The sequence below is a fragment of the Pseudomonas sp. JZ114 genome (assembly GCF_051027705.1).
Lineage (GTDB): Bacteria > Pseudomonadota > Gammaproteobacteria > Pseudomonadales > Pseudomonadaceae > Chryseomonas > Chryseomonas luteola.
This window is the reverse complement of sequence record NZ_CP069257.1, coordinates 87,222-109,220: the sequence shown is the minus strand read 5'-3', so window position 1 is coordinate 109,220 and position 21,999 is coordinate 87,222. Positions and strand designations below refer to the sequence as shown.

The following is a 21,999-nucleotide window of genomic DNA, read 5'->3' as shown; positions in this document are numbered from 1 at the left end:
AAGGGTTTCAAAAGTACCCGTCCGAGGCTTTTTTCACGTAGACAGGTGTTAACACTGATGTTAACTCGAAAGCAGAAGAAGGGTATTGCTGCTCGTTAAGATACCCGGGCGGATCTTAATTAATGTCTTAAAATCGCCTGGATAAGGATATCGCAGTGCATATCCTTATCCATATAAGCCATGGATAAAGATCGAACTCAAGACTTGCGGCTGGCTTGGTACAAGGGCATCACCTTGGGGACGGCTGCTTGAATCGAGGCCATGCGGCTCTCATCAGAGGGATGCGTGCTCAGAAGCTCAGGTGTCTTATTGCCCATCCTGGCTGAGGCTTGTGCAAATTTCTGCCAGAGGCTCAACGCCGCATTGGGGTTATAGCCCGCCCGGGCAGCCAACTCCAGGCCAATCAGATCTGCTTCGTTTTCATTTGATCGACTGAACGGGAGAGATAAACCAACTTCCGTTACCTTATTCGCAATTTGCATTGACGATTGGTTAAGGCCTAGCAAGGCGCCACCAAGGCTTTGGCCTAGTTGCAATGCATACGCCCGAGACATTTTTTCCCTGCTGTGCTCACGGAGCGCATGGGCAATTTCATGCCCCATTACCGCTGCAAGCTCATCATCGGTAAGTTTTAGCTGTTGGATCAGACCGGTATAAACAAAGATCTTGCCGCCCGGACCGCAGTTGGCATTGAGTTCATCATTTTTGACAAGGTTGACCTGCCAATCCCAGGCAGCAGCATCGGGACGGAAGTAGCTAACCCTATCGATCAGCCGCTTGGCAATCGTACGGACACGCTTGCCCTCTGCTGTCTCGTTGGCGAGCGCACCGGATGATTTGGCCTTGTTGACTGAACTGGAATACGACTCTGCGTACATCTGATCAACCTGCTGGGCAGACAGCATGCTGAACATGTATTGCTTACGCTCGACCCCTACTGCTCCGCCACTGGTTGTATTGACTACCTGGCAGCCAGTAAGAAAAAGCGAAAACGAAAGACCCGTTATGAATAAGACACGACGCATATGCTTTCCCTAGCGTATGTTGAGCCGACCTACTTGTCAGCACGATAAATGAATCAAAAACAGCCTATGGCTGGTGCGTTAGTGTAATCGATTTAAATTCTAGAAACATATACCACCGCCGGATGAATAATTGACGCAGGCGCAAGCGAGGCCGTAAAGCAGAAGCGATACGGCGTCGTGGTATCTGAAAGGTTATCGCTCGATCAAAATCTTCAAGGTTGAAGCGCGCTCCGCATCCCAGTACGGCAGGGCCTGCTCGGCATCCTGGAAGGGAAACACCTTGGAAATCAGATCATCTGGAGAGTGCTCCAAGGTCTCCAGATAGCGAACGACGGCTGTAAAGTCTTCGGCTGTTGCATTACGGGAGCCCATGATGTCCAGCTCCTTCAGGTTGAACAGTTGCGTCTTGTAGGAAACCGGCTCCTTGGCATACCCCACGTACACCACACGTCCAGAAAAGGACACGATATCGATCGCCTGGGTAAACGTGGCCGGCAGGCCCACACATTCGATGACGACATCAGCCCCGTCACCGTCAGTCAGTGCTTCGATCTGCTTGTCCACATGACCAGACGAGGCCACGATAGTATGTGAAGCACCGTATTTACGCGCCATTTCGGTCTTGGTCTCGGAGACATCCATCGCGATGACTGTTGCACCCCGTGACACAGCTCCGGCCACAGCGCCCATGCCTATCATTCCACAGCCAATGACCACCACTCTGTCCCCCTTGGCAACCCGCCCGCGTCTCGCGGCATGGAAACCTACCGATAGGGGTTCAACCAGCGCCAGGTGCCGTGCTGGCAAGGTATCGTTCAGGATGAGCTTCTCGTAGGGCAGTACGATCTGCTCGGCCAACCCGCCGTTCTGCTGAACGCCGAGTGTCCGGTTCGTCTTGCAGGCATTCACGCGTCCCTGACGGCACGAGGTGCAGTGACCACATGCAGTGTAGGGCACCACAATGACGCGCCGCCCTGCACGATAGTCCAGCGGTACGCCCGGTCCTGCCTTGATGATCTCTCCACCGATCTCATGGCCAGGAATACGAGGCAGTGCCACCAACGGATTCAACCCTTTATAGGTATTGAGATCGCTACCGCAGAGTCCTACATGGCGAACCGCTACCTGAACCTCTCCAGGCCCTGGCTCGATGGCCTCGACCTCATGGAAGCGGCACTGCAACTCCTGTTCGATCATGAGAGCTTTCATAGGGATCCTTTCATTGTTGTGATTATCAAAGGTTTCGCCATTGTGAAACGACGTTTCATTTTAGAGTCTACTGTTAGGGGTCGGATCGTCAAGGTGCATATAGCGTTTACATTCAGCCAGGAATATCACCCTGCCTTGCAACATAGTCGTCAAGTTCTGGTCACATGAGTCGATTACCTTCAAGGTAGATCCAAGGGACTGCTGACTTGCCGGGTTGACCTGGCTCAACTTCCGACGAAGTAAGCGATAAATATGCGTTTTTGTAATACGGCCATCATTGAATCGTCATGCATATCGCATTACGCTCAGATGGTCGAAATCACTGGATTAACTCATGCGTGACGAAGCGTGCTCAGAAGGGCTAACGCGACTGGCTACCTCAGCGGTAATGAGAGGACGGCCTGAAAATGAAATTCTGGGTTGGATGCTGAACAACGGTATTCGTCCCTCTGCAGCCATCAAGGCGTTAACAAAGGCCAAGCGCCAGCGTCAGGAGTCAGGCTTGAAAAAGCTTAAACTCTCACTGGTATGCCTTTTTACCCTGATGTTCTCCACTGCCATTCTTAACATGGTGGATCTCTTGAAGTTCTAATGCAGAACCGGTTGGGCCGAATGACAGTGTGATCGACGGCCCACTTCGTACTTTATCGATTCGCCAAATAAAGCTGGCAGCGTGCATTATCTGTATGCATATACAGATTTCGATTGCCTCTGCGCTGCGGTTTTAGCATGCTTACGCTATTGTTGATTTGAATGACGATAGCTATGCGGCTCTTCCTGTGCGAAAAACCTTCCCAAGCCAAAGACATTGCCAAGGTGCTGGGCGCTACTCGCCGTGGCGAAGGCTGCTGGACAGGCCCACAGGCTACTGTAACCTGGTGTATTGGCCACCTGCTTGAAACAGCTCCGCCAGATGCCTATGACGATCGGTATAAGCGGTGGAATCTGCAAGATCTGCCTATCATCCCGGAAAAGTGGAAAATGCTCGTCAAGCCCAAGACCGCAAGCCAATTCAAGGCGGTCAAAAGGCTGCTTGGCGAAGCCCGAGAATTGATCATTGCAACAGACGCTGATCGCGAAGGCGAGATGATTGCCCGCGAATTGGTCGAACATTGTCGCTACAAGGGACCTATCCAGCGTCTGTGGTTGTCGGCGCTGGATGATGCTTCCATTCGTAAAGCGCTGGCTACGCTAAAACCCGGCGCCGATACCTTCAGCCTCTATCATTCGGCGTTGGGTCGCTCGCGTGCCGACTGGCTGATCGGCATGAACATGAGCCGTCTGTTTACATTACTGGGCCAACGGTCAGGGTATCAGGGCGTCCTGCCCGTAGGACGTGTGCAAACCCCTACCCTGCGACTGGTAGTCGACCGTGATCGCAGCATTGCCAACTTTGTGCCTGTACCGTTCTGGGCAATCGATGTGTTGTTGTCTGCCGAGGGCCATCAGTTTACGGCCCAATGGAAGGCTCCTGAGGATATCTGCGACGATCAGGGCCGCTGCCTGCGCCAGGATATCGCCCAAAGTGCAGCAGAGGCGATGCGCCAGACAGACACTGCTCAGGTGATGAAGGTACAGACCGAACGCATGCGTGAGCTTGCTCCATTGCCGTTTGATCTGGGCACGCTGCAAGAGGTGTGCTCGAAAAAGCTTGGCCTGGGCGCCCAGGAAACGCTGGATATTGCCCAGGCGCTATACGAAACCCATAAGGTCATTACCTATCCGCGCAGCGATTGCGGCTATCTTCCCTTGAGCCAGCATGGCGAAGCCCCAGCCATCATGGCGGCGCTTGAGCGCTCCGACTCCTCCCTTCTGCCTCTCAAGGCGCACCTGGACCTGAGGCGCCGCTCGCGGGCTTGGAATGATGCAAAGGTCAGCGCACACCACGGCATCATTCCAACCGCAGCTATCAGCAGCCTGGATCGACTGACGGGCAAGCACAAGGCAGTCTATACCTTGATCCGCGCCCGCTACCTGGCGCAATTTCTCCCAAACCATGAGTACGACCGTACTCAAGCCGATTTTGACTGCGCAGGACAGTTGCTCAGGGCTGTAGGCAAGCGCATCGTCGAGCCAGGCTGGAAGCGAGCCCTGCCGGAAGCACTTACGCCAGCAAAGGGAAAGGAAGCGCCAGCACCACAGCCGCTGCCCATGCTTTCCAAAGACCAGTTATGCGCTGTGGTGGATGTTCAGCTTAAAGACCTTTGGACACAACCGCCCAAGCCCTTCACCGAAGGTGACCTGATCAAGGCCATGAAGAATGTAGCCAAACTGGTGGACGACCCCAAGCTCAAGCAAAAGCTGAAGGACACCACGGGTATTGGGACGGAGGCGACACGCGCCGGGATCATTCAAGGGCTGCTGGACCGCGGTTATCTGACCAAGCAGGGTAAGGCTCTGCTCGCCACGCCTGCTGCCTTCAGTCTGATCGACGCTGTGCCTCGGGCTATTGCCGATCCCGGTACAACCGCTATCTGGGAGCAAGCGCTGGATATGGTTCAAACCGGAGAGATGAGCCTTGAAGAGTTCGTGACCAAGCAATCCGCCTGGATGAGCAAACAGGTCGAGCGCTGCATGGGGCTGAACCTGACCTTTAGCGGGCCGGCTATTCCAGCGGGACGTAAGTCCACGCCGTTCAAGAAGAAGCGCAAGGCGGCCCCGCGCAAGGCCTCAACCAAGACGGCATCAGGTAATGGCAAGCGGTCACGCCAGCCTGTCAGCCCGGCTTGATAAGAGGACACATCCGGTCACCTAGCGCCTAATTGATATCTTTTTAGCCTTACTCTTCCGTAGTAGCATTGCATTCTGTTTAATGCGTTCTCTTCATGCCCGTTGTACGCCATGCGCTTCTTGTCTGGCGTTGGCTGCTTTCAGGATCTGCAATGTCAAAATCGATTGGTATCGGCGCACTGGCACTGGCCACTATGCTGACCGGCCTGGCTGGCTGCTCGAACAACAAGCCTGCCGTGTACGAACACGAAAATTTCGATGACTCGGGTACGTTTTCGCGTAGCTATCCGGTAAACGATACGGCTGCCTGCGAAGCAGCTCGACGTGCGCTGCTCAGTCAGGGCTATATCATTACCAGCAATGATCCAAAGCTCGTCAGTGGCCGTAAGAGCTTTCAGCAGACCGGAGAGAACCACCTCGAAATCAGCTTTAATGTTGTCTGCACGGCCAATACCCCCAACGATCATGGTTCAACCATTTTTGCCAACGCGCTTCAGGACCGTTATGCGCTAAAAAAGCTCAATAACTCGGCGAGCCTGGGAGTAGGTGTGCTTGGATCAGTCTCGATGCCTATCGGCTCGACAAACGACTCCATGGTCAAGGTCGCCAGCGAGACGGTTACGTCAGGCAAGTTCTATAGCCGCTATTTTTCCCTGGTAGAAAGCTTCTTGCCGGCTCAGGCCCAAAAGGCCAACAAAGGAATACATCAAACAAAAGCAGCGCCCGCGCCGAGCCCACTCGCCAGCACGCCCTCTTCTGCACAGCCCAGCCAACCTGCACAGGCGCTGGCACCGAAGCCAGCCTCGGCGGCACCTGCTCCTGAGACACGCCCGGATCATGATGCGGGGTTTTCTTCTGTACCCGTACCATTGCCGCCCCAAGCGCCGCCCATTACACCTATCGACACGTCAGCCTTCGAGCAATTTACTGCGCCAGCCGCCGCTCCAGCCTCTCCCACAACCGAGCCCGCCGCTTCGCCAGCGTCGGCTGACACGCCCACTCCATCAGGTCAGCCTGAAACCCCCACGGCACCCTCGGATGACTTGCTGGAGCTGCTTGAAGAGTGAGGGTCGGGTATGACTCTGGATTGCCGAAAGCCTGCAAGGCGTTGAGGTCAAGAACTCTAACCATGCGCGCTACGTCTATAGCGTAACGCCGTGCAGGCAGTCGATAGAGTGACACCATGAAACAACGCACCGTTCAGGACGAAGGCAATACCACGTGGACCTGTGTAGAGGCTTTCTCGGGAGGAAGCCAGAAAACGGCCAAAGCGGCCAAGAGTCTTACCAAAGATTCCGAAGGCAACGTTACCGTGGTATGTACGCCTAGTGGTGGTGAGCAGTCAGTACGCGTGAGCTTGCCTGAAGCATGGATTGACAAGACGTCTGACCAAGCCCTGCTGGACGCCATTCAATCCGCCAAGGGTTAGTCCTGCCCTATCTTCCTCCAGAAATCGATTGAACTTAGCCTGGAACGCCTGCTTCGAAAGAGCTTCGATGGCAGGCTGATCTAGAGCGTACTTGTTTGCAGCATCGCTATCTCATCATCTGGATGGCTGCAATCCCTGGCGTTAAACCGAACCCAGCCACGTCCTATGCTGCCTTGAGCCATCGATCATTTACTTTGTCAAAGGACGAATCGTTATGGCTAAGATCACCATTGCCCAGCAGTTGGCTACCACACTGGAGCAGGCAGGCGTACAGCGTATCTGGGGCGTCACCGGAGACAGTCTGAATGGCCTGAACGATGCCTTGCGCAAGATGGAAACCATTGACTGGATGCATGTACGCCACGAGGAAACCGCAGCCTTTGCGGCCGGGGCGGAAGCAGCAGCTACGGGCAAGCTGGCGGTATGTGCAGGCAGTTGTGGGCCAGGCAACCTGCATCTGATCAACGGACTTTATGATTGCCACCGAAACCACGTACCGGTTCTGGCAATCGCTGCGCACATTCCCTCATCGGAAATTGGTCTTTCCTACTTTCAGGAAACCCATCCTCAGGAGCTTTTCAAGGAATGCAGTCATTTCGTTGAGCTCGTCAGTAACCCGGCACAAATGCCCGAAGTCCTGCATCGTGCCATGCGGGCCGCCATCCTCCAGCGCGGCGTTGCGGTCATCGTGATTCCCGGCGATGTGGCGCTGCTGGAAGGGGACGTCGGGAAGACCGCCTGGCCGGTTCTCAATCCGCCTCGCCTGATGCCTTCGGAGCAGGATATCAACAGACTCGCCACCCTGCTCGCGGATAGCAAAGCCGTGACATTGATGTGCGGTAGCGGCTGTGCGGGCTACCACGACGAAGTCGTTGCGCTGGCCGATACGCTCGGTGCACCTGTCGTTCATGCGTTACGGGGTAAAGAGCATGTCGAATGGGATAATCCGTTCGACGTTGGCATGACGGGCCTGATCGGCTTCAGTTCCGGCTACCATGCGATGCTCAATTGTGACACGCTGATTTTGCTCGGCACTGATTTTCCCTATCGTCAGTTCTACCCAACCAATGCCAAGATTGTACAGGTCGACATCAACCCTCAGGCATTAGGCCGCCGAACCGCCCTGGACTTGGGAATCGCCGCCGATGTAGGCGAAACCATTCGTGAGCTTTTGCCACGACTGGAGCGTCGTACCGATCGGCACTTCCTCGAAGATTCGCTCAAGCACTATGCCAAGGCTCGTGAGGGACTGGATGATCTGGCCAAACCCTCCCAACCCGGTCGACCTATTCATCCGCAGTACCTGACCCGGATCCTGAGTGAGCTGGCGGATGAGGATGCCATTTTCACGGCAGACGTCGGAACCCCAACGGTATGGGCTGCCCGATATCTGAAAATGAACGGCAAACGCCGCCTGATCGGCTCGTTCAATCATGGCTCCATGGCCAATGCCATGCCTCAGGCGATAGGGGCTCAGGCAGCTTATCCCACGCGCCAGGTTATCTCGATGTCCGGTGACGGTGGTTTCGCCATGCTCATGGGTGATTTCATCTCGCTGGCCCAACTGGGTCTACCGGTCAAAGTGGTGGTTTATGACAATGCCACATTGGGCTTTGTCGCCATGGAAATGAAAGCCAGCGGTTATCTGGATACTGGTACCCAGTTGCAGAACCCGGATTTTGCTGCGATGGCCAATGCGATGGGCGTCAAGGGAATTCGTGTCGACAGCGCCGAACAGCTGGAACTTGCTTTACGGGAGGCCCTGGCCCATGACGGCCCGGTACTGGTCGATGTCGTGACGGCTACGCAGGAGCTTGCCATGCCGCCCGCCATCAAGCTCGAGCAGGCCAAAGGCTTCAGCCTTTATCTGTTACGAGCGGTTATGAATGGCCGTGGCGATGAAGTCTTGGAGCTGGCACGTACCAATCTGGTGCGCTAGCGCCGCTGTGCAAAAAAGTTCACCACGCACACCGTGTGGTGAACTTGAATGTTTCAAAAGATGAGCGAGAACTCAGATCCAATAATGTAAAGGCATTTGGATTGCTCATTGCCGCTGCGCTCCCTATGATCCGCGCCTTTATGAGCCACGCGTGATCGCCGGCAGGTTTTACTCTGCGGCCCGGCCTATTGACTCTCGTCAGTTCTGAGCCCCGGCAAACTCGGCATGCTCTTCCTTATTTACTGACGGCTACTCCTATGACGACCTTGAACCCAACCGACGCACTCAAACTGATTCTGGAAAAACACGGCCTGACCGGTGCTGTATATGATGGCTGGGTAGCGCCCAACAATCAGCTCCCGGCCATACGTGCCCGCTGGTATCCCGGCGAAGGCAGCGGGCGCCTGGATATTCATGTGATGGTCGAAGAGGGCGTGCTGGTCGAAGAGATTTTTGCAGGTATCGGTGAGGGTGATGAGGGGCTGGCAAATGCCTTCGAAAACTTTATCGCCAACTCATTGCATGTCTTGTTGGCAGCGTTCTGGGAAGTCGATGCAGCCGAACACGTTTCGGTTGAAAACTGGCTGATCAATGAGCGCCGCTACCGGGCCTATGTAGGCAACCTCGGAATCCGCGCCGCCAAAGGAAGCACCAGCGAGCTGCCGGAGAATCTGGTGCCGTCGATTCATACCACCATTCAAAACATGCCGTTGAAAGGCAACACCCACTGGTTTCGTACGTTCTTCTGCAACTACAACCAGGAGCACCGCTTTGAGGCACTCAGTGACAATATTCATTGGGAAGAAGGTGCTTCGAACCTGCAGGCGCTTCCGTGGAGCCGTGACGATGGTTACTTCAGCGTACGCAATTTCGTGGTGCTGCGGGCAGTCTAACTCAACAGCCTAGCGCCAGAGCGGTTTATTCAATGAACCGCTTTGGCGCTATCGGCAGTATCGGTGAATCATACCTGTAAGCCATCAAGGATCTCGCTAAGTGATCATCAACGGTGCTTCCCTTGATCAGGTGCCAGTAACTCTCTAGCTAGCTTGGCAAAATGGCGATCCGTTTGCGAAATCCTTTCGTATAGCGATACGCAGAGGGTTCATTTGCCCTTTCGAAACGCGGTTATGCCAAAATTCCCGGATCGCTATCTCAACGAGGCCTGGTACGCGCGACCAACGCCTGGACGGTATTGTTTTTGAGACAATACCTGGATTATCAGGACCGCAACATGCTTGAACCGAACGAATGGATAACCCACTACGGCTACCTGGCCGTCATGGTCGGGCCGCTTATCGAAGGCGACGGCTTGGCCATATTGGCAGGTGTGGCTGCCCGCCATGGTTATCTGAATTTTTTCCTGACCATCCTGATGACGGCCATTGGCGCAATGATCAGTGATCAGTTCCTCTTCTTCATCGGAAGGCGATATGGCGATCCCGTCCTGAAGAAGTTTCACCGTCATCAGCACCGAATCGAGCGAGCACGCCAACTGATTCAGCGCTATCCATCGCTATGGGTAATCGGGACGCGGTTTGCGTATGGCTTCAGAACCATTGGCCCAATCATCATCGGCACCAGCGGCATCCCTGCCAGACGCTTCGTACCACTGAATATCGTTGGCGCCTTTCTCTGGGCAACCATCATGGTCAGTATTGGCTACGGTGTGGGAGAGTTCGTGCAACGGCTTTTTGCAACCCAGCCACATGCCGGACTATGGCTGGCAGGAATAGCCGCCACCTTACTGGCTATCGTTGCCGCAATCTGGTTCGTCCGTCGGCGTCGCCACGCCTGATCCTGTCACCCAGCCTTGGCAAGAGGCTGGGTAATTCGTTTTACGGTTTATCCAATACGTTTTTCAGAAACGCCAATACATCCTCTGTGGCTTGCCGTGTGGCATCGGCATTGGGCCCTACATGGGGATCATGCGCGACGCAGGCGTCGGTATAGCGGAACGGCTCCCCCGTTTCCTCATTGATCAGCGCGCCCTGCTCACCCTCGACAATCTGGCATGCCCGTACCGTCTGACTGCCTTGTGCTACACGTACAGGCTGAGAGGCAGGACTGTCGAAACCATGGTGGGCCTCAGGATAGCGAAACACCTTTACATCGGCGCCTGCCTTGGCCAGGCGATCCAGGTAAGGAGTGCACCGGGACAAGGGATCGTAGTCATCTGCCTCGCCATGAAAGACCCGAATGGGTTTGTTTACCACCTTGTCTTCATCCTTGAAGGAAATGGAGCAGTCAGGATAGAAGGCAATATAGGCCGCGAAGCGGGCGTCTCCCGCCATCCATTCCTTCTGGAAGCGAGCAAGACTGGCATAAAGCGACGCCTGGCCGCCTCGAGAGAAGCCCATCAATACGATACGGGAGGCATCGATACGAGGCTGACTGGCCAACAGCGCCAAGGCTCGGTATTCATCCAGAATGAAATTGAGCCGTCCCAGCTGAGCTTGGTCCTTACCGGTACTGATCAGCTCGCGGCCGGTGAATCCATCGAGCACAAACGTGGCGATTCCCTGCTGGTTAAGGGTGCGCTGCCAATAGGCAATGTTATCGCCAATACCACCGGAGCCATGTTGGAGAATGACCGCCGGAAACGGCCCCTCCCCAGCTGGCAGGCTCAATCCGGCAGTTAAGGTGACAGGCCTGCCTGACTGCCCGGTAAGAAATTGGGTATCACTCAGGGTCTGGGAGGCATAGGCATAAAACTCCTGGCGCGCGGGAATATCCGAGTGCTCCTGGGCCTGGGCAACTGCCACCAGACTTCCAAGTACCGCCAGGGTGGCAAGGGCGGAACGTTTCATTCTTGTTGTCTCGCTTATGGCTATGGCTTGTACCTGACCATAACAAAACAACCCGGTAGGTTTATACCCTGCTCTGCCTTACGGTCCGAGCAGCCTGACTGATCAGTCAGTAACCGAGACCATCAATTTTCATGTGACGCAGATCGCTCTGATTCCAACGTGCCTTCAGGCATGTTTCAGGCATCAAAGCTCAATGGCATCGAAAGCCATCTTCCTTGCACAACGGCACACAAAGGTGTTCGGTTTGCCATGCTTTTCTTCTGAGCGGATCAGCCGAAATGTGTATGCTTGCTGCGGAAGTCATCGAGCCCAGAAAAACAAATGAGCCCTTTATGATCGACAGGCCTTCCCAAAAGCCAAAACGTCTAGCTGAAGAACTGGTTGCCCGTTTGTCGCAATACATTCGCGATGGGGTTTTCAAGCGGGGAGAAAAATTGCCTTCGGAACTGGAAATTTCCAGTAGCGAAGGATTCAGTCGCAGCGTGGTGCGAGAAGCGCTGCTGCGACTGCAAGCGGCGGGTCTGGTCGAAACACGCCGCAGTGTCGGCACCTTTATTGTTGATATGCCGCCTCCGCCTACTCTGCAATTGGGACCAGAAACCATTTCCACGCTGCAGGATGTGTTGAGTCTGCTGGAGCTGCGCATGAGCCTGGAAGTCGAGGCGGCTGGGCTGGCAGCACAGAATCGCAGCCCGCAGGAGCTCAAGGAGATCGAGCTGGCCCTGCTTTCCATGAAAGACAGTGGCCCGAAAACAGGCATTGCCATCCATGCGGACTCACAGTTTCATCTGCGCATTGCCAAGGCATCCGGCAACGCCTATATGTTCGACATCATGAAGCATCTGGGTACAAAGCTCATTCCACGTACCAAGATGAATTCGGCCTATGCCGCTCAGAAGGATCGCGTCGCGTATCTTGATCTGGTGTATCGCGAACATGAAAAAATCTACAGCGCCATTGCGCTGCAGAGCCCTGATTCGGCACGGGCGGCCATGTACCTGCATTTAAGCAACAGTCGTGTACGCCTCTATCAGGCTCACGAGGCTCGCCATACACTTTACGAGTAAGGGCCCTCATGCCCAGCCACTGGCTGGGCATGACATGTCAATCAGGTAAACAACGTGTCGGGCAGCGTTGCCAGATACACGGCGGGCTTGCCTTCGAAATCAGAGCTGAATAACACCTTGCGATTATCCGGCGTGAACGATGGATGTGGATGGGTCACCTGTCTGTCGCCATCCAGTACCCGCCAGGAGCTATTGTGCGCAGCCAGGCGCGCAGTTTGCTGGCGTTTCACGTCGAAGACATAAAGCCAGGGGTCGTTCTCGATTGTATACCCCTGAGTGTCCTTTACATCGACAGGCGTACCGGAACCGTCACCTACCAGCATCGTGCCGTCTTCATTGCTCATCAGGTGCGAGCAGGCCGGCATCTCCATCAGCATCTCATTGGTTTCGGTGTCGGGATCAAATCGCCAGATCTGCCGCGCCTGCTGGCCCTTTGGATAGATGACATAGATCATGGCGGAGCCATCCGGCACCCAGAACTCGTGGGTACAACTCTCCCCCGGCTTCTGCTCCCGCACCTTGCGTACATTGGAGCCGTCCTCATCGACCAGCCACATCCGGGCATCCACCATGTCATGAGGACCTTCATGACAGAACGCAACAGTATGATCGTGATAGGGGCGATAAATGGGATGCCCGAGCCAGATCGTGTTTTCGTGAACGACACGAGCCTCTCCTGTGCCCAAATCGACGCGAATCAGCCGGCAACGGGGGTTACTGGTAAAGAATGTCCGGAACACTTCCCAGTCGGTCAGCGGCGTCCAGTCCGAGCGGGCAATCTCGATTCCAACCAGGCTGGTGCAGGCGCTGTTCGCTACCCATGTACCATACCCAACCCAATCATCGGCTACCTGATAGACCGTTGTTTCCTCCAGCGTTGCCAACTCCACACGGCGTAACTGATGCTCGTTTTTCACATAATAGAGATAATGGTCATCCTGAGATAAAAAGCCGCCAAAAGTATTATCACCAGCGCCTTCCGTTAGCTGTACCGCCTGTTTTTTCTGAATATCAAGTAGATAATAATTACGGTTATTATCAAACTCGGCTGCAAATAACAGCTTGGTACCATCATTGGTAAAACATTTCTGATAAAAATAGTTCCGGTGACACACTGTATCGGTGGGTGTAAGGCGTGTTACTTCAGCACCAGTACCTTCATCACTATACGTATGGTAATCCAGTTCAATATGGGAACCCTTTGCCATAACACACCTCTGTTGTTTTCAATGATGTTCTATTGGACTGTTTATGAGTTGCTCAACAATATGGATTCGCCCTCTTCGCTATCGATAACGAAGTCTTAATTATGAGCGTTAAACACTTATTATCTGCTTATGTTCTACTACTGCCTGCCCAATGTCGCAGTGCTAATCCTGATATCAGTACCGTTCCTACAATAGCGGCATGCAACCAGCGCCCCTGGGGAGCCTCAGCCAATAGCAGAAGCGGAAGTAAAAGCAGCCCCATACCTGTTACCAGGGCGCCTAGCCTCCTGGCTTGGGAAGGATCGACGCAGGCAATCTCATCGGGCTGCAGGGGGCGATACATATTGCGAAAGAATAGCGTGAGCTGTTGCCGCCTCTCGGTGTTACGGGTAGGGCTATACCAGACGCGGGTCCCGATAAAAAAACCACCCGTGAAAACCACATGCGCCAGAACCGTCACCCCAAACTTCAGATCGCTCGCCTCACGTTCGGTGAGCGTATACGCACCCAACCACGCAGGAAGCGCCACGGGGTTGAAGCCAATATAAAAGATCAGCGATACCGCTGCGCCGACCAGCACCGTACTCCAACCCGCCCAATCCGGGGTCTGTCGTACGACCACAGCCAACAGAGCAGGAATGGAAAGGGGCAGAAGAAACAGGGAGCTGACCATCATTGCCAGCTCGAAGAACCCTATGCCTTCCTGCTCGGCCATCCACCACGCTGTCAGGGTGGCCAGGGCGCCATTGAGCAGCGTCACCCAGCGGCCCATGGCAAGCAAGTGGGCCTCCCCATGGGCAGGACGCTGATAAACATTACGAATAAAGATCCCCGCATTGCGATTGAGCGCAGTGCTCATGGGAGCAATGGTCGCAGCCACCATCGCGGCTAATGTAAGCCCGACCGTACCGGCTGGCATTGCCTGTTGAACAAAGTAGAGATAGGCCGCGTTTCCTGCCTGCTCGCCCAGTTGAGGGTACTGCCCCACAAGATCTGCACCTTGCGTGGCGGCTACCCACGGCGGAATAAACCATAGGACAGGGCCGACCACAAAAAGAACCCCGGCCAGAAAGGCTGCCCGCCGAGCCTCATGCTCGTTTCGAGTAACCAGAAAGCGATAGCAGGTAATCGCGTTGTTGGTCGACAGCACCTGCTGCATCAGGATCATGGCAATCCAGAACAACAGGATCTGCCACAAATTCATGTCGTGCCCCTGCCAAAAATCCACGGGAAAGCGCTCGACGATATTGCCTGGTCCACCGCCTGTGTATAGCGCAAAGCAACCGGTTACCAGGGTAATTGCCAAGATCAGAACCAGCTGGATGACGTTGGTTGCGTTGACTGTCCAGGCACCGCCACTGGCGGAAATGAAGGTAATGACCGTACCGGTGATGAGCAGGGTCGGTACCATGCCAAAGCCGGTCATCGAGGCGAGGATGTAGGCTAATCCATTAAGCCAGATGGCGGCCGTAAGGGTTGAGAGCGGGAACTGCAGCCAAGTAAAGAGTTGCTCGGTCGGCTTGCCAAAACGCAGGGCAATCACCTGCATCGAGGTTTCAACCCGAAGCTTGCGGTAACGTGCCGCAAAGAACAGACAGGCGATGAAAAATCCCAGAGCATTGCCCCAGAACAGGACCAGAACGGGAAAGCCATCGGTAAAGGCCTTTCCTGCTGCGCCGGTAAACGTCCAAGCGCTGAACTGCGTCATAAAGGCAGTCGCCCCGGCCATCCACCAGGGCATGGAACCACCGCCATTGATGAACTGACTGCTGCTCTGTGCGTAACGACGAAAGCACCAGGCTGCCCATACGATGAACAGCAGATACAGAGCAATAACGGTGATATCCAAAGCATTCATCTAGACAGTCCAGTTGCAAGGATCAGCACTGTTTACATTTCGGCCCACCAAGCGGAATAGTCTTTTTATGGCGGGCGAATGCCTTGTCAGGAGAGTAAGCAGGCACCGGCACTGAGTACCGGTGCCATAGCGGTTACATGGCTGTCTTGGGCGTTGGTGCGAATTCTGGCGTAATCTGCATCTTCCTGCAGAGTGCATTGTTACCCCAGCACTCTTCGTAAGGATGTCCTACCAGATCTTCAATCACCGCACGGGCATCAGGCTTGATGTCCATAGGGTTGCCACCTGCCTTCACACGAGCCACTTCATCCAGGACCACTTTGTGCGTCTGACGGTTCAGACGCATCTGCGTGCTATAGACGATTGCGATCAAGGCAAGACTGACAACACCGATACAGAACACCAGGGCGATGGCCGTCACAGCCGTTTCCGGCTGGGTCTGAGCCTTGGACTGGAACCCGTAGTAGCTCAGGATAGCCCCCATAATGAAGACAATGATGGAGCGGACGATCTTGCCGCAGAACGTCATCGAACCTGCATAGATGCCCTCGCGACGACGGCCGGTATAGATTTCGTCCACATCCGCCAGGAAGGTATAGACCGTCCACGGGATGTAATACACGCCGCCCGTGCCGATACCGAAAATAACGGTGATAGTGAAGATCGCAATGGTGGCGACATGGGTTGGCAGGTCAAAGAAGTGCAACAGGCTGTAGCAGCCAACGGCAAACATCACGACGGACAAGGCAAGAATGTACGGCTTACTGAAGCCCCACTTTACACAAAACGCTATGAAAAGTGCGGTGGAGAACAGCTGCATGATCGAACTCAAGCTGTTGAGTCCTGCAACGATAGTTGGGTCGTACTGCAAAACAAAGATCACGAAGTACGTGAATACCGTAGCAAACAGCCACTCTGCGCCAAATCCAAACAGATACATGCCAAGGTGCTTACGGAAAATCCTCAGCGCAAAGGTCGAGTACGTGTCCTGCACCAGTGACAGCAGCGTACGGCCCAAGGATTGCTTGGCCTTGCGGATCTGGGTTTCTTCGCTACTGCGTTCCCATGTTGAGAAATACAGACAGGCCACTGCACCCATGAGAATCGCGCCGTAGGTTAATCCAGTCAGGAAAAATGGCTCAGCGGAGTTCTTTCCATAGATCAGGATGTATTGGCCGGGGATGAAGGCGGCCAGAAAGTTGGCAATCTTTCCGAAGATAGCCTTATAACCTGTCAGCTTCGAACGAACAGCGAAGTCGTCCGTCATCTCGGTCGCCAGGGTTTCATAGGGGACCATGATGGAGGTATAGATCAGCTCAAAAATTACATATGTGCTGAGGTAATACCAAAAGCCGAATCCCTCCACCCAAAGTAGTGGGTAGAACACCATCAGCGGTACGCCAATCAACAGGAAAAAGCGGCGACGTCCAAAACGCCTGCCCAGCCAGGTATTACCGAAGTTATCGGTGAGATAACCCATCAAAGGATTACTGATTGCATCGATAACGGTTGCAATGGAAAAGATCAGTGACGCTTGGATCATCGATAGACCACAGAACGTCGTATAAAAATACAATAACCAGGCGCCGCTGATAGCAAGTGCTCCGCTACCCAGTAAGTTGCCTCCTCCATACGCCAATTGATGCCTTAGCGTGATTTTCCGCCCTACGTGGTGCCCAGCAGTATCGCTTCTCATATTATTCACCGAATAAAAGAGAACATGACTTCGTTGTTCTGAAATGATGTTCTTGTTGTTTCAGAAGCACGAATGAAGGCAACGTCAATGAGTTACTTGAGATGCAAACCCGTGGGTCTGTATTTCAAATCATCTTCATTGCAACTTCACGATTATTTATTTTGCGTTTTATAGCGATTACTTTTTAAAAGCTGTAATGCACCCCTACACGTAAGCGCATTTGGCGATCACTATCAGTAGAGTTAACTTTTACATCACCTACTTCGAAGAACGGTTGCCAGCGTTTATCCAATTTATATTTAAAAGCCAATGCCTGTTCATAATCATTTTTCTTACCGTTATAACGGGTATAGTCGGCCTTGAAATAAACCAAGTTATATTCGTATGACCATTTCCCGCCCGGGGCATAGCCCAGCCAGCCATCGAAGCGATGAACGTGCTGGTCACGCTTGGCTCTATCAGGCACGGACTCGTCGATCTGGTTGCGATCCAGCTTGCGAGCCTCATAGCGATAGCGTCCGCTGATTGTCCACTGGTTGTTTACCTTGTAACCCAGGCGCGCGCCGGTTCGATAAGTCGTTGCGTTTTCCACTGCAACCAAACTTATAAAGGGTGCAATCGTCCATTGAGGAGTGAGGGAGTATCGATAATCAGCCGTAAATTCGTGACCATCCCCTACGGTGTTATCAAACGCGACGTCCTTACGGCTGCCTCCGGTCTTGTACTTCAGTTCCCCTTCGAAACCGAGTCCATTGTCCAGACGTATACCGATCAGAACGCGATCAGAGTGAAGCTTCGAGTCTTCCAGATACTGGTGCCGATAGTTGATATAACCCGAATCGGCAGCCTGAGCATTGCCTGCCAAAACGGTGATTCCCAGAGAGGTCGCAACAGCTAGCGTCTTTATTGTTATCTTCATGATCTTATTCTTGTTAATAACGTACAGAGAGATTGAATAGGCTTAAGCGGTAACAGCCCGGCATTCAGGGGTGTACGGCTCCCGATCTATTCGGCGGCACGATTGGTTCAGATGGTTAACACGCGAACGGCAAGCCAGGCCTGCCAGCGGCGCTTAGGCAGGACTTTTGGCCCAGCCGCGCCGACCATTACATCGGCCGGTCATCGCCAGAGGTAATGGCAGAGCAACAAGAGAACAGGAGCGGAAAGCCTGTAGCCGGTTGATACGGCAGGGTATCGAGGCGATGCACGAGGAGGACTGAGCATGAATGTGCGCTGTACCAGCCAGCCCCAGGTTATACAGTTCCGGTACTCGCCTGGAGATACGGGCCAGGCACTCGAAGAAGACATGCGAGAGGCGAAAGGTGTTCAGGTTCATAGCTCAGTCCTTTTTTATAATTGTTCAAGACCTGCCTGGGCATGATTAGCCCAGGCACAACCGTGGATCAGTGCTGGCTCACGATATGGGCTTCGATATAGGCAAAGTTGATGTCCTCACCCAGGCCAGGACGGTCAGGCAGGTGGACGTAACCGTCCTTGTCCATGGGGTCGACGATACTGTTGAGATAGGCAGGTACGTCGTCATACTCCAAGAACGGATGCAATAGCCCGCGCTCGTACCAGGAGCAGTTCTTGATTCCACCCACGACAGCCAGATTGGGTGCACCATTACCATGAACTTCACAATCCAATCCGAACGCCTCAGCCAGGTGAGCGACTTTGACGCATGGGCCAATACCGCCTACGCCAGCTACCCCGGCGCGTAGAATGTCACAGGACTTTCCACTCACCCATCCCGCGCGGCTGTGATACTTGCCGCCCAGGCTTTCAGGCCCCAATACAGGAATGGTGAGGTTTTCAGCCAGCCAGGCATACGACTCTGCGGACTCCTCCATCATAGGCTCTTCAAACCAGGCAAAATCCAGCTTTTCAATTTCACGTCCGATGTAGAGGGCATCAGTACGGTTGTACCAGTGGTAGCCATCAAGCATCAGGGCAATATCCGGGCCTACTGCTTCACGTACAGCGGCACAAGCTTTTACGTCCATCTTGGCATCGGGTGCGAAGGAGATGGGCGGCATCCAGGTATGCAGCTTGATACCCTTGTAACCACGGGCTACGAGCTTTTCGGCAAAACGCGCATATTCGTCAGGTGTTGACAGGCCATCCGGCAAATCATCGCCACACATGGTAGAACCATAGGCCAAGACCTTGTCTCGGTAGCCACCCAACAGCTTGTAGACTGGGACCTGGAACTTGCGGCCAGCCCAATCCCAGAGCGCTTGCTCCACCAGGGCCAGGCTGCGGTCGGTAAGTTGACCTGCACTTCCCCGCTGCCAATGCGCCAGATCCTGCCAGAGTCGTTCACGATCAAGCGCGTTCTGTCCAACCAGTACCTTGCGTACAAAATTGTCAATGATGTATGGGCGAAGCAGTTCCGGAGCGCCAAAGGCATAACCTTCGCAACCGTCCTCCGTGGTGATCTTCAACAATGCCATACGGGCCTGGACTTCATCTCCCGGATGGGAATGCCCTGCGCTATCGACAGCACGGCGAGTGGGATAGGAAAACACATCGACACTGACACGGGAGATATTCATAAGAGGAAGGCTGTCCATGACTATTGTTCTTTTTGGAGCAATTTCCGGTATGTCGTCATACCACGTGACACAGTATTTTTCTTGAGCGCTATTTTGTCAAGGAGGCTACAGCTTCCAGCTTGAGACTTTAATAGAATTGAAAAATGACGCCAAATAGGCTCTAAAAGGCTAATCCTGGCGGATATGTAACCTCAGTAAGCTTATAAGCAGATCAAGTAATTTATTTTTTCAAATCTGAAAAGGTGATGACTGACCGGTCAGCGTCTCCTGCAGAAGACAACATGGTCGTCTTACCACGCGAGGATAGGAAGCCTAGGTGTTGATTGCAGGCTGGTACAGGAGGGAGGACAGAACGAGCAGAGCAATACCGGACGACCTGCACGTGTCGATGATAATGTCCTGCCGACTTCCTGCCAGACATTAAACTTTAGTCTTATTGACCGGAACTTTAAGGTGTGACTTTCCGTCGCGGCTTTTTCGCGATATTCTACTGGACACGTTTCACTGAGCGCCCAGATAAACCTCTCATGATGTATCCGCTACACCCAACGCAATGTAGTGACATTTTCGAGTGGATGTCCTGCCACCTCTTGATCCGGACCTTGAATTTTTTTGGCTGTACGCGTGTTTCATGTCGAATCGACCCGACCTTTCATTCGACTTGATGCGTTACAGATTCAAAAAGAAGTGTGCCTTGCCTACTCAAGCAAATGTGTAGATGGCCGATAAGACAGCGCTATCTGATTTCATTTGCTTGTATGCCTAACTAGAGAAAATTTGCATGAAAAAGCGTGTTCTCGCTGCTCTGTGCTCCAGCATGTTCGCGATGTCCGGATACAGCTGGGCCGACGATAATGCTCCTGTCGATGTTGTGCTGATCGGCGGCGGTATCATGAGCGCTACCCTGGCTACCTACCTGGAAGAGCTTGAGCCCACCTGGACGATCAACATGTACGAGCGTCTGGACAAGGTAGCCGAAGAAAGCTCCAACGGCTGGAACAATGCCGGAACGGGCCATTCTGCCTTCGCGGAAATGAACTATACGCCCGAACTCAAGGACGGCACCATCGATGTCACCAAGCCTCCGAAGATTACTGAAGGCTTTGAGATTTCCCGTCAGTTCTGGTCTTTCCAGGTCAAGAACGGTGTATTGAAGAACCCCAGATCGTTCATCAATACCACGCCGCACATGAGCTTTGTCTGGGGTGACGACAACGTCAACTACCTGCACAAGCGTTATGAAGCCATGCAGAAAAACGCGCTGTATGCGGGCATGCAGTACTCGGAAGACCACAGCCAGATCAAGCAGTGGGCACCGCTGATCATGGAAGGTCGTGACCCTGCGCAGAAAGTGGCAGCGACCTGGATGCCGGCAGGGACTGACGTAAACTTTGGTGAAATCACTCGCCAGCTGGTAGGTTCGCTGGGAAATCATTCGCAGTTCAAGCTTTCAGTGAACAGCGAAGTACGCGATATCAAGCGCAACCCCGATAACACCTGGAAAGTAACCGTTGCAGACCTGGCCAATGGCGGCAAGGAAACCTCGGTAAACACCCGCTTCGTCTTCATTGGTGCAGGCGGCGCTTCTCTGATGCTGCTGCAGAAAACAGGTATTCCTGAAGCCAATGGCTATGCCGGTTTCCCAGTTGGCGGCCAGTTCCTGGTAACTGAAAATCAGGAAATCGCCAAACGTCACGAGGTAAAAGCCTACGGCCTGGCATCTGTGGGCTCGCCGCCCATGTCGGTGCCGCACATTGATAGCCGTACGCTGGATGGCAAGCGCGTCATTCTGTTCGGACCGTTCGCAACCTTCTCGACCAAGTTTCTGAAGAACGGCTCGCTGATGGACCTCATGCATTCCATGACCAGCAACAACACCTGGCCCATGATGCAGGTGGGAATGGACAACTTCGATCTGGTCAAATACCTGGTTGGTCAGTTGATGCAGTCTGATGAAGACCGCTTCGCTGCGCTGAAGGACTACTACCCGAACGCTCGCAAGGAAGACTGGAAGCTCTGGACCGCCGGCCAGCGCGTACAGATCATCAAGAAAGATGCGAACGGCAATGGCATATTGCAGTTTGGTACCGAAGTGGTTTCCGCACAGGACGGTTCCGTTGCTGCGCTGCTAGGTGCCTCGCCAGGTGCTTCGACTGCTGCGCCCATCATGCTTCATCTGATGGAAAAAGTATTCAAGGACAAGGTTGCGACGCCAGAATGGCAGAGCAAGCTTAAGGAAATCATTCCATCCTACGGTCAGTCGCTGGATAACAATGCTCCGCTGATCAAGGAAGTCCGCAGCTACACAGCTGGTGTACTCCAGCTTAAAGATGCTACCGCTACCCAGCAGGCAGCGTCTGAAAACAAGGCTAAAGAAAATCAGCCGACTGAGGCAAAAACGGCTGCGCTTTAAACAGCTCGTTTACCTTGGTTAAGACGGCACCTTCGGGTGCCGTTTTTTATGTCCGTCTGC

General features: G+C 53.8%; 18 protein-coding genes. 9 read left to right on the top strand and 9 right to left on the bottom strand.

Features of this window, described 5'->3' with window-relative positions:
* Positions 1 to 197: 197 nt before the first annotated feature.
* Positions 198 to 1,025: a M48 family metallopeptidase gene (locus JQR90_RS19995; protein ID WP_010798940.1), complete on the bottom strand. Its 828-nt coding sequence runs from the start codon at positions 1,023 to 1,025 to the stop codon at positions 198 to 200.
* Between the two features lie 192 nt (positions 1,026 to 1,217).
* The gene (locus tag JQR90_RS19990) at positions 1,218 to 2,234 is read right to left on the bottom strand and encodes a zinc-binding alcohol dehydrogenase family protein (protein WP_010798939.1); all 1,017 of its coding nucleotides are present in this window, start codon (positions 2,232 to 2,234) and stop codon (positions 1,218 to 1,220) included.
* A 334-nt stretch (positions 2,235 to 2,568) separates the two neighbouring features.
* On the opposite strand from JQR90_RS19990, the gene JQR90_RS19985 reads away from it, so the two are divergent.
* The 7 genes from JQR90_RS19985 (at position 2,569) to JQR90_RS19955 (ending at position 10,127) form a co-directional block, all read left to right on the top strand.
* On the top strand, positions 2,569 to 2,826 hold the full coding sequence (locus JQR90_RS19985) for a hypothetical protein (protein WP_010798938.1): 258 nt from the start codon (positions 2,569 to 2,571) through the stop codon (positions 2,824 to 2,826).
* 173 nt (positions 2,827 to 2,999) lie between these two features.
* Complete coding sequence (locus JQR90_RS19980) at positions 3,000 to 4,964, top strand: DNA topoisomerase III (protein WP_010798937.1); 1,965 nt, start codon at positions 3,000 to 3,002, stop codon at positions 4,962 to 4,964.
* A 152-nt stretch (positions 4,965 to 5,116) separates the two neighbouring features.
* Positions 5,117 to 6,031 carry a DUF2242 domain-containing protein gene (locus tag JQR90_RS19975; protein WP_010798936.1) on the top strand — a complete coding sequence of 305 codons (915 nt, stop codon included), beginning with the start codon at positions 5,117 to 5,119 and terminating at the stop codon, positions 6,029 to 6,031.
* Between the two features lie 116 nt (positions 6,032 to 6,147).
* Complete coding sequence (locus JQR90_RS19970; RefSeq protein WP_434140908.1) at positions 6,148 to 6,393, top strand: hypothetical protein; 246 nt, start codon at positions 6,148 to 6,150, stop codon at positions 6,391 to 6,393.
* A 214-nt stretch (positions 6,394 to 6,607) separates the two neighbouring features.
* A complete protein-coding gene (poxB, locus tag JQR90_RS19965) occupies positions 6,608 to 8,332 on the top strand; it encodes a ubiquinone-dependent pyruvate dehydrogenase (RefSeq protein ID WP_010798934.1) in 1,725 nt (574 codons plus the stop codon).
* Between the two features lie 257 nt (positions 8,333 to 8,589).
* Positions 8,590 to 9,225 (top strand): DUF6348 family protein, encoded by a 636-nt coding sequence (locus JQR90_RS19960; protein WP_010798933.1) that lies wholly within the window; start codon positions 8,590 to 8,592, stop codon positions 9,223 to 9,225.
* Positions 9,226 to 9,563: 338 nt separating this feature from the next.
* Positions 9,564 to 10,127 (top strand): DedA family protein, encoded by a 564-nt coding sequence (locus JQR90_RS19955; RefSeq protein ID WP_010798932.1) that lies wholly within the window; start codon positions 9,564 to 9,566, stop codon positions 10,125 to 10,127.
* 40 nt (positions 10,128 to 10,167) lie between these two features.
* On the opposite strand, the gene JQR90_RS19950 is transcribed toward JQR90_RS19955, so the two are convergent.
* Positions 10,168 to 11,139: a dienelactone hydrolase family protein gene (locus JQR90_RS19950; RefSeq protein WP_434140906.1), complete on the bottom strand. Its 972-nt coding sequence runs from the start codon at positions 11,137 to 11,139 to the stop codon at positions 10,168 to 10,170.
* Between the two features lie 332 nt (positions 11,140 to 11,471).
* Between JQR90_RS19950 and JQR90_RS19945 the strand changes: the two genes are divergently transcribed.
* The gene (locus JQR90_RS19945; RefSeq protein ID WP_019364554.1) at positions 11,472 to 12,206 is read left to right on the top strand and encodes a FadR/GntR family transcriptional regulator; all 735 of its coding nucleotides are present in this window, start codon (positions 11,472 to 11,474) and stop codon (positions 12,204 to 12,206) included.
* A 41-nt stretch (positions 12,207 to 12,247) separates the two neighbouring features.
* On the opposite strand, the gene JQR90_RS19940 is transcribed toward JQR90_RS19945, so the two are convergent.
* The 6 genes from JQR90_RS19940 to JQR90_RS19915 all read right to left on the bottom strand — a co-directional run bounded on the left by JQR90_RS19940 (position 12,248) and on the right by JQR90_RS19915 (position 19,526).
* Positions 12,248 to 13,414 (bottom strand): oligogalacturonate lyase family protein, encoded by a 1,167-nt coding sequence (locus JQR90_RS19940; RefSeq protein ID WP_010798929.1) that lies wholly within the window; start codon positions 13,412 to 13,414, stop codon positions 12,248 to 12,250.
* Positions 13,415 to 13,541: 127 nt separating this feature from the next.
* Complete coding sequence (locus JQR90_RS19935; protein ID WP_010798928.1) at positions 13,542 to 15,272, bottom strand: sodium:solute symporter family transporter; 1,731 nt, start codon at positions 15,270 to 15,272, stop codon at positions 13,542 to 13,544.
* 133 nt (positions 15,273 to 15,405) lie between these two features.
* Entirely contained in the window at positions 15,406 to 16,968 is a 1,563-nt protein-coding gene (locus JQR90_RS19930; RefSeq protein WP_122043879.1) for an MFS transporter, read from the bottom strand.
* Between the two features lie 184 nt (positions 16,969 to 17,152).
* Positions 17,153 to 17,887, bottom strand: coding sequence for an oligogalacturonate-specific porin KdgM family protein (locus JQR90_RS19925; RefSeq protein ID WP_010798926.1), 735 nt, complete (start codon positions 17,885 to 17,887; stop codon positions 17,153 to 17,155).
* Positions 17,888 to 18,040: 153 nt separating this feature from the next.
* Positions 18,041 to 18,304, bottom strand: a complete 264-nt coding sequence (locus JQR90_RS19920) for a hypothetical protein (protein ID WP_010798925.1) — start codon at positions 18,302 to 18,304, stop codon at positions 18,041 to 18,043.
* A 67-nt stretch (positions 18,305 to 18,371) separates the two neighbouring features.
* On the bottom strand, positions 18,372 to 19,526 hold the full coding sequence (locus tag JQR90_RS19915; protein WP_037031186.1) for a mandelate racemase family protein: 1,155 nt from the start codon (positions 19,524 to 19,526) through the stop codon (positions 18,372 to 18,374).
* 781 nt (positions 19,527 to 20,307) lie between these two features.
* On the opposite strand from JQR90_RS19915, the gene mqo reads away from it, so the two are divergent.
* Positions 20,308 to 21,939, top strand: coding sequence for a malate dehydrogenase (quinone) (mqo, locus tag JQR90_RS19910; protein WP_010798923.1), 1,632 nt, complete (start codon positions 20,308 to 20,310; stop codon positions 21,937 to 21,939).
* Positions 21,940 to 21,999 lie beyond the last annotated feature (60 nt).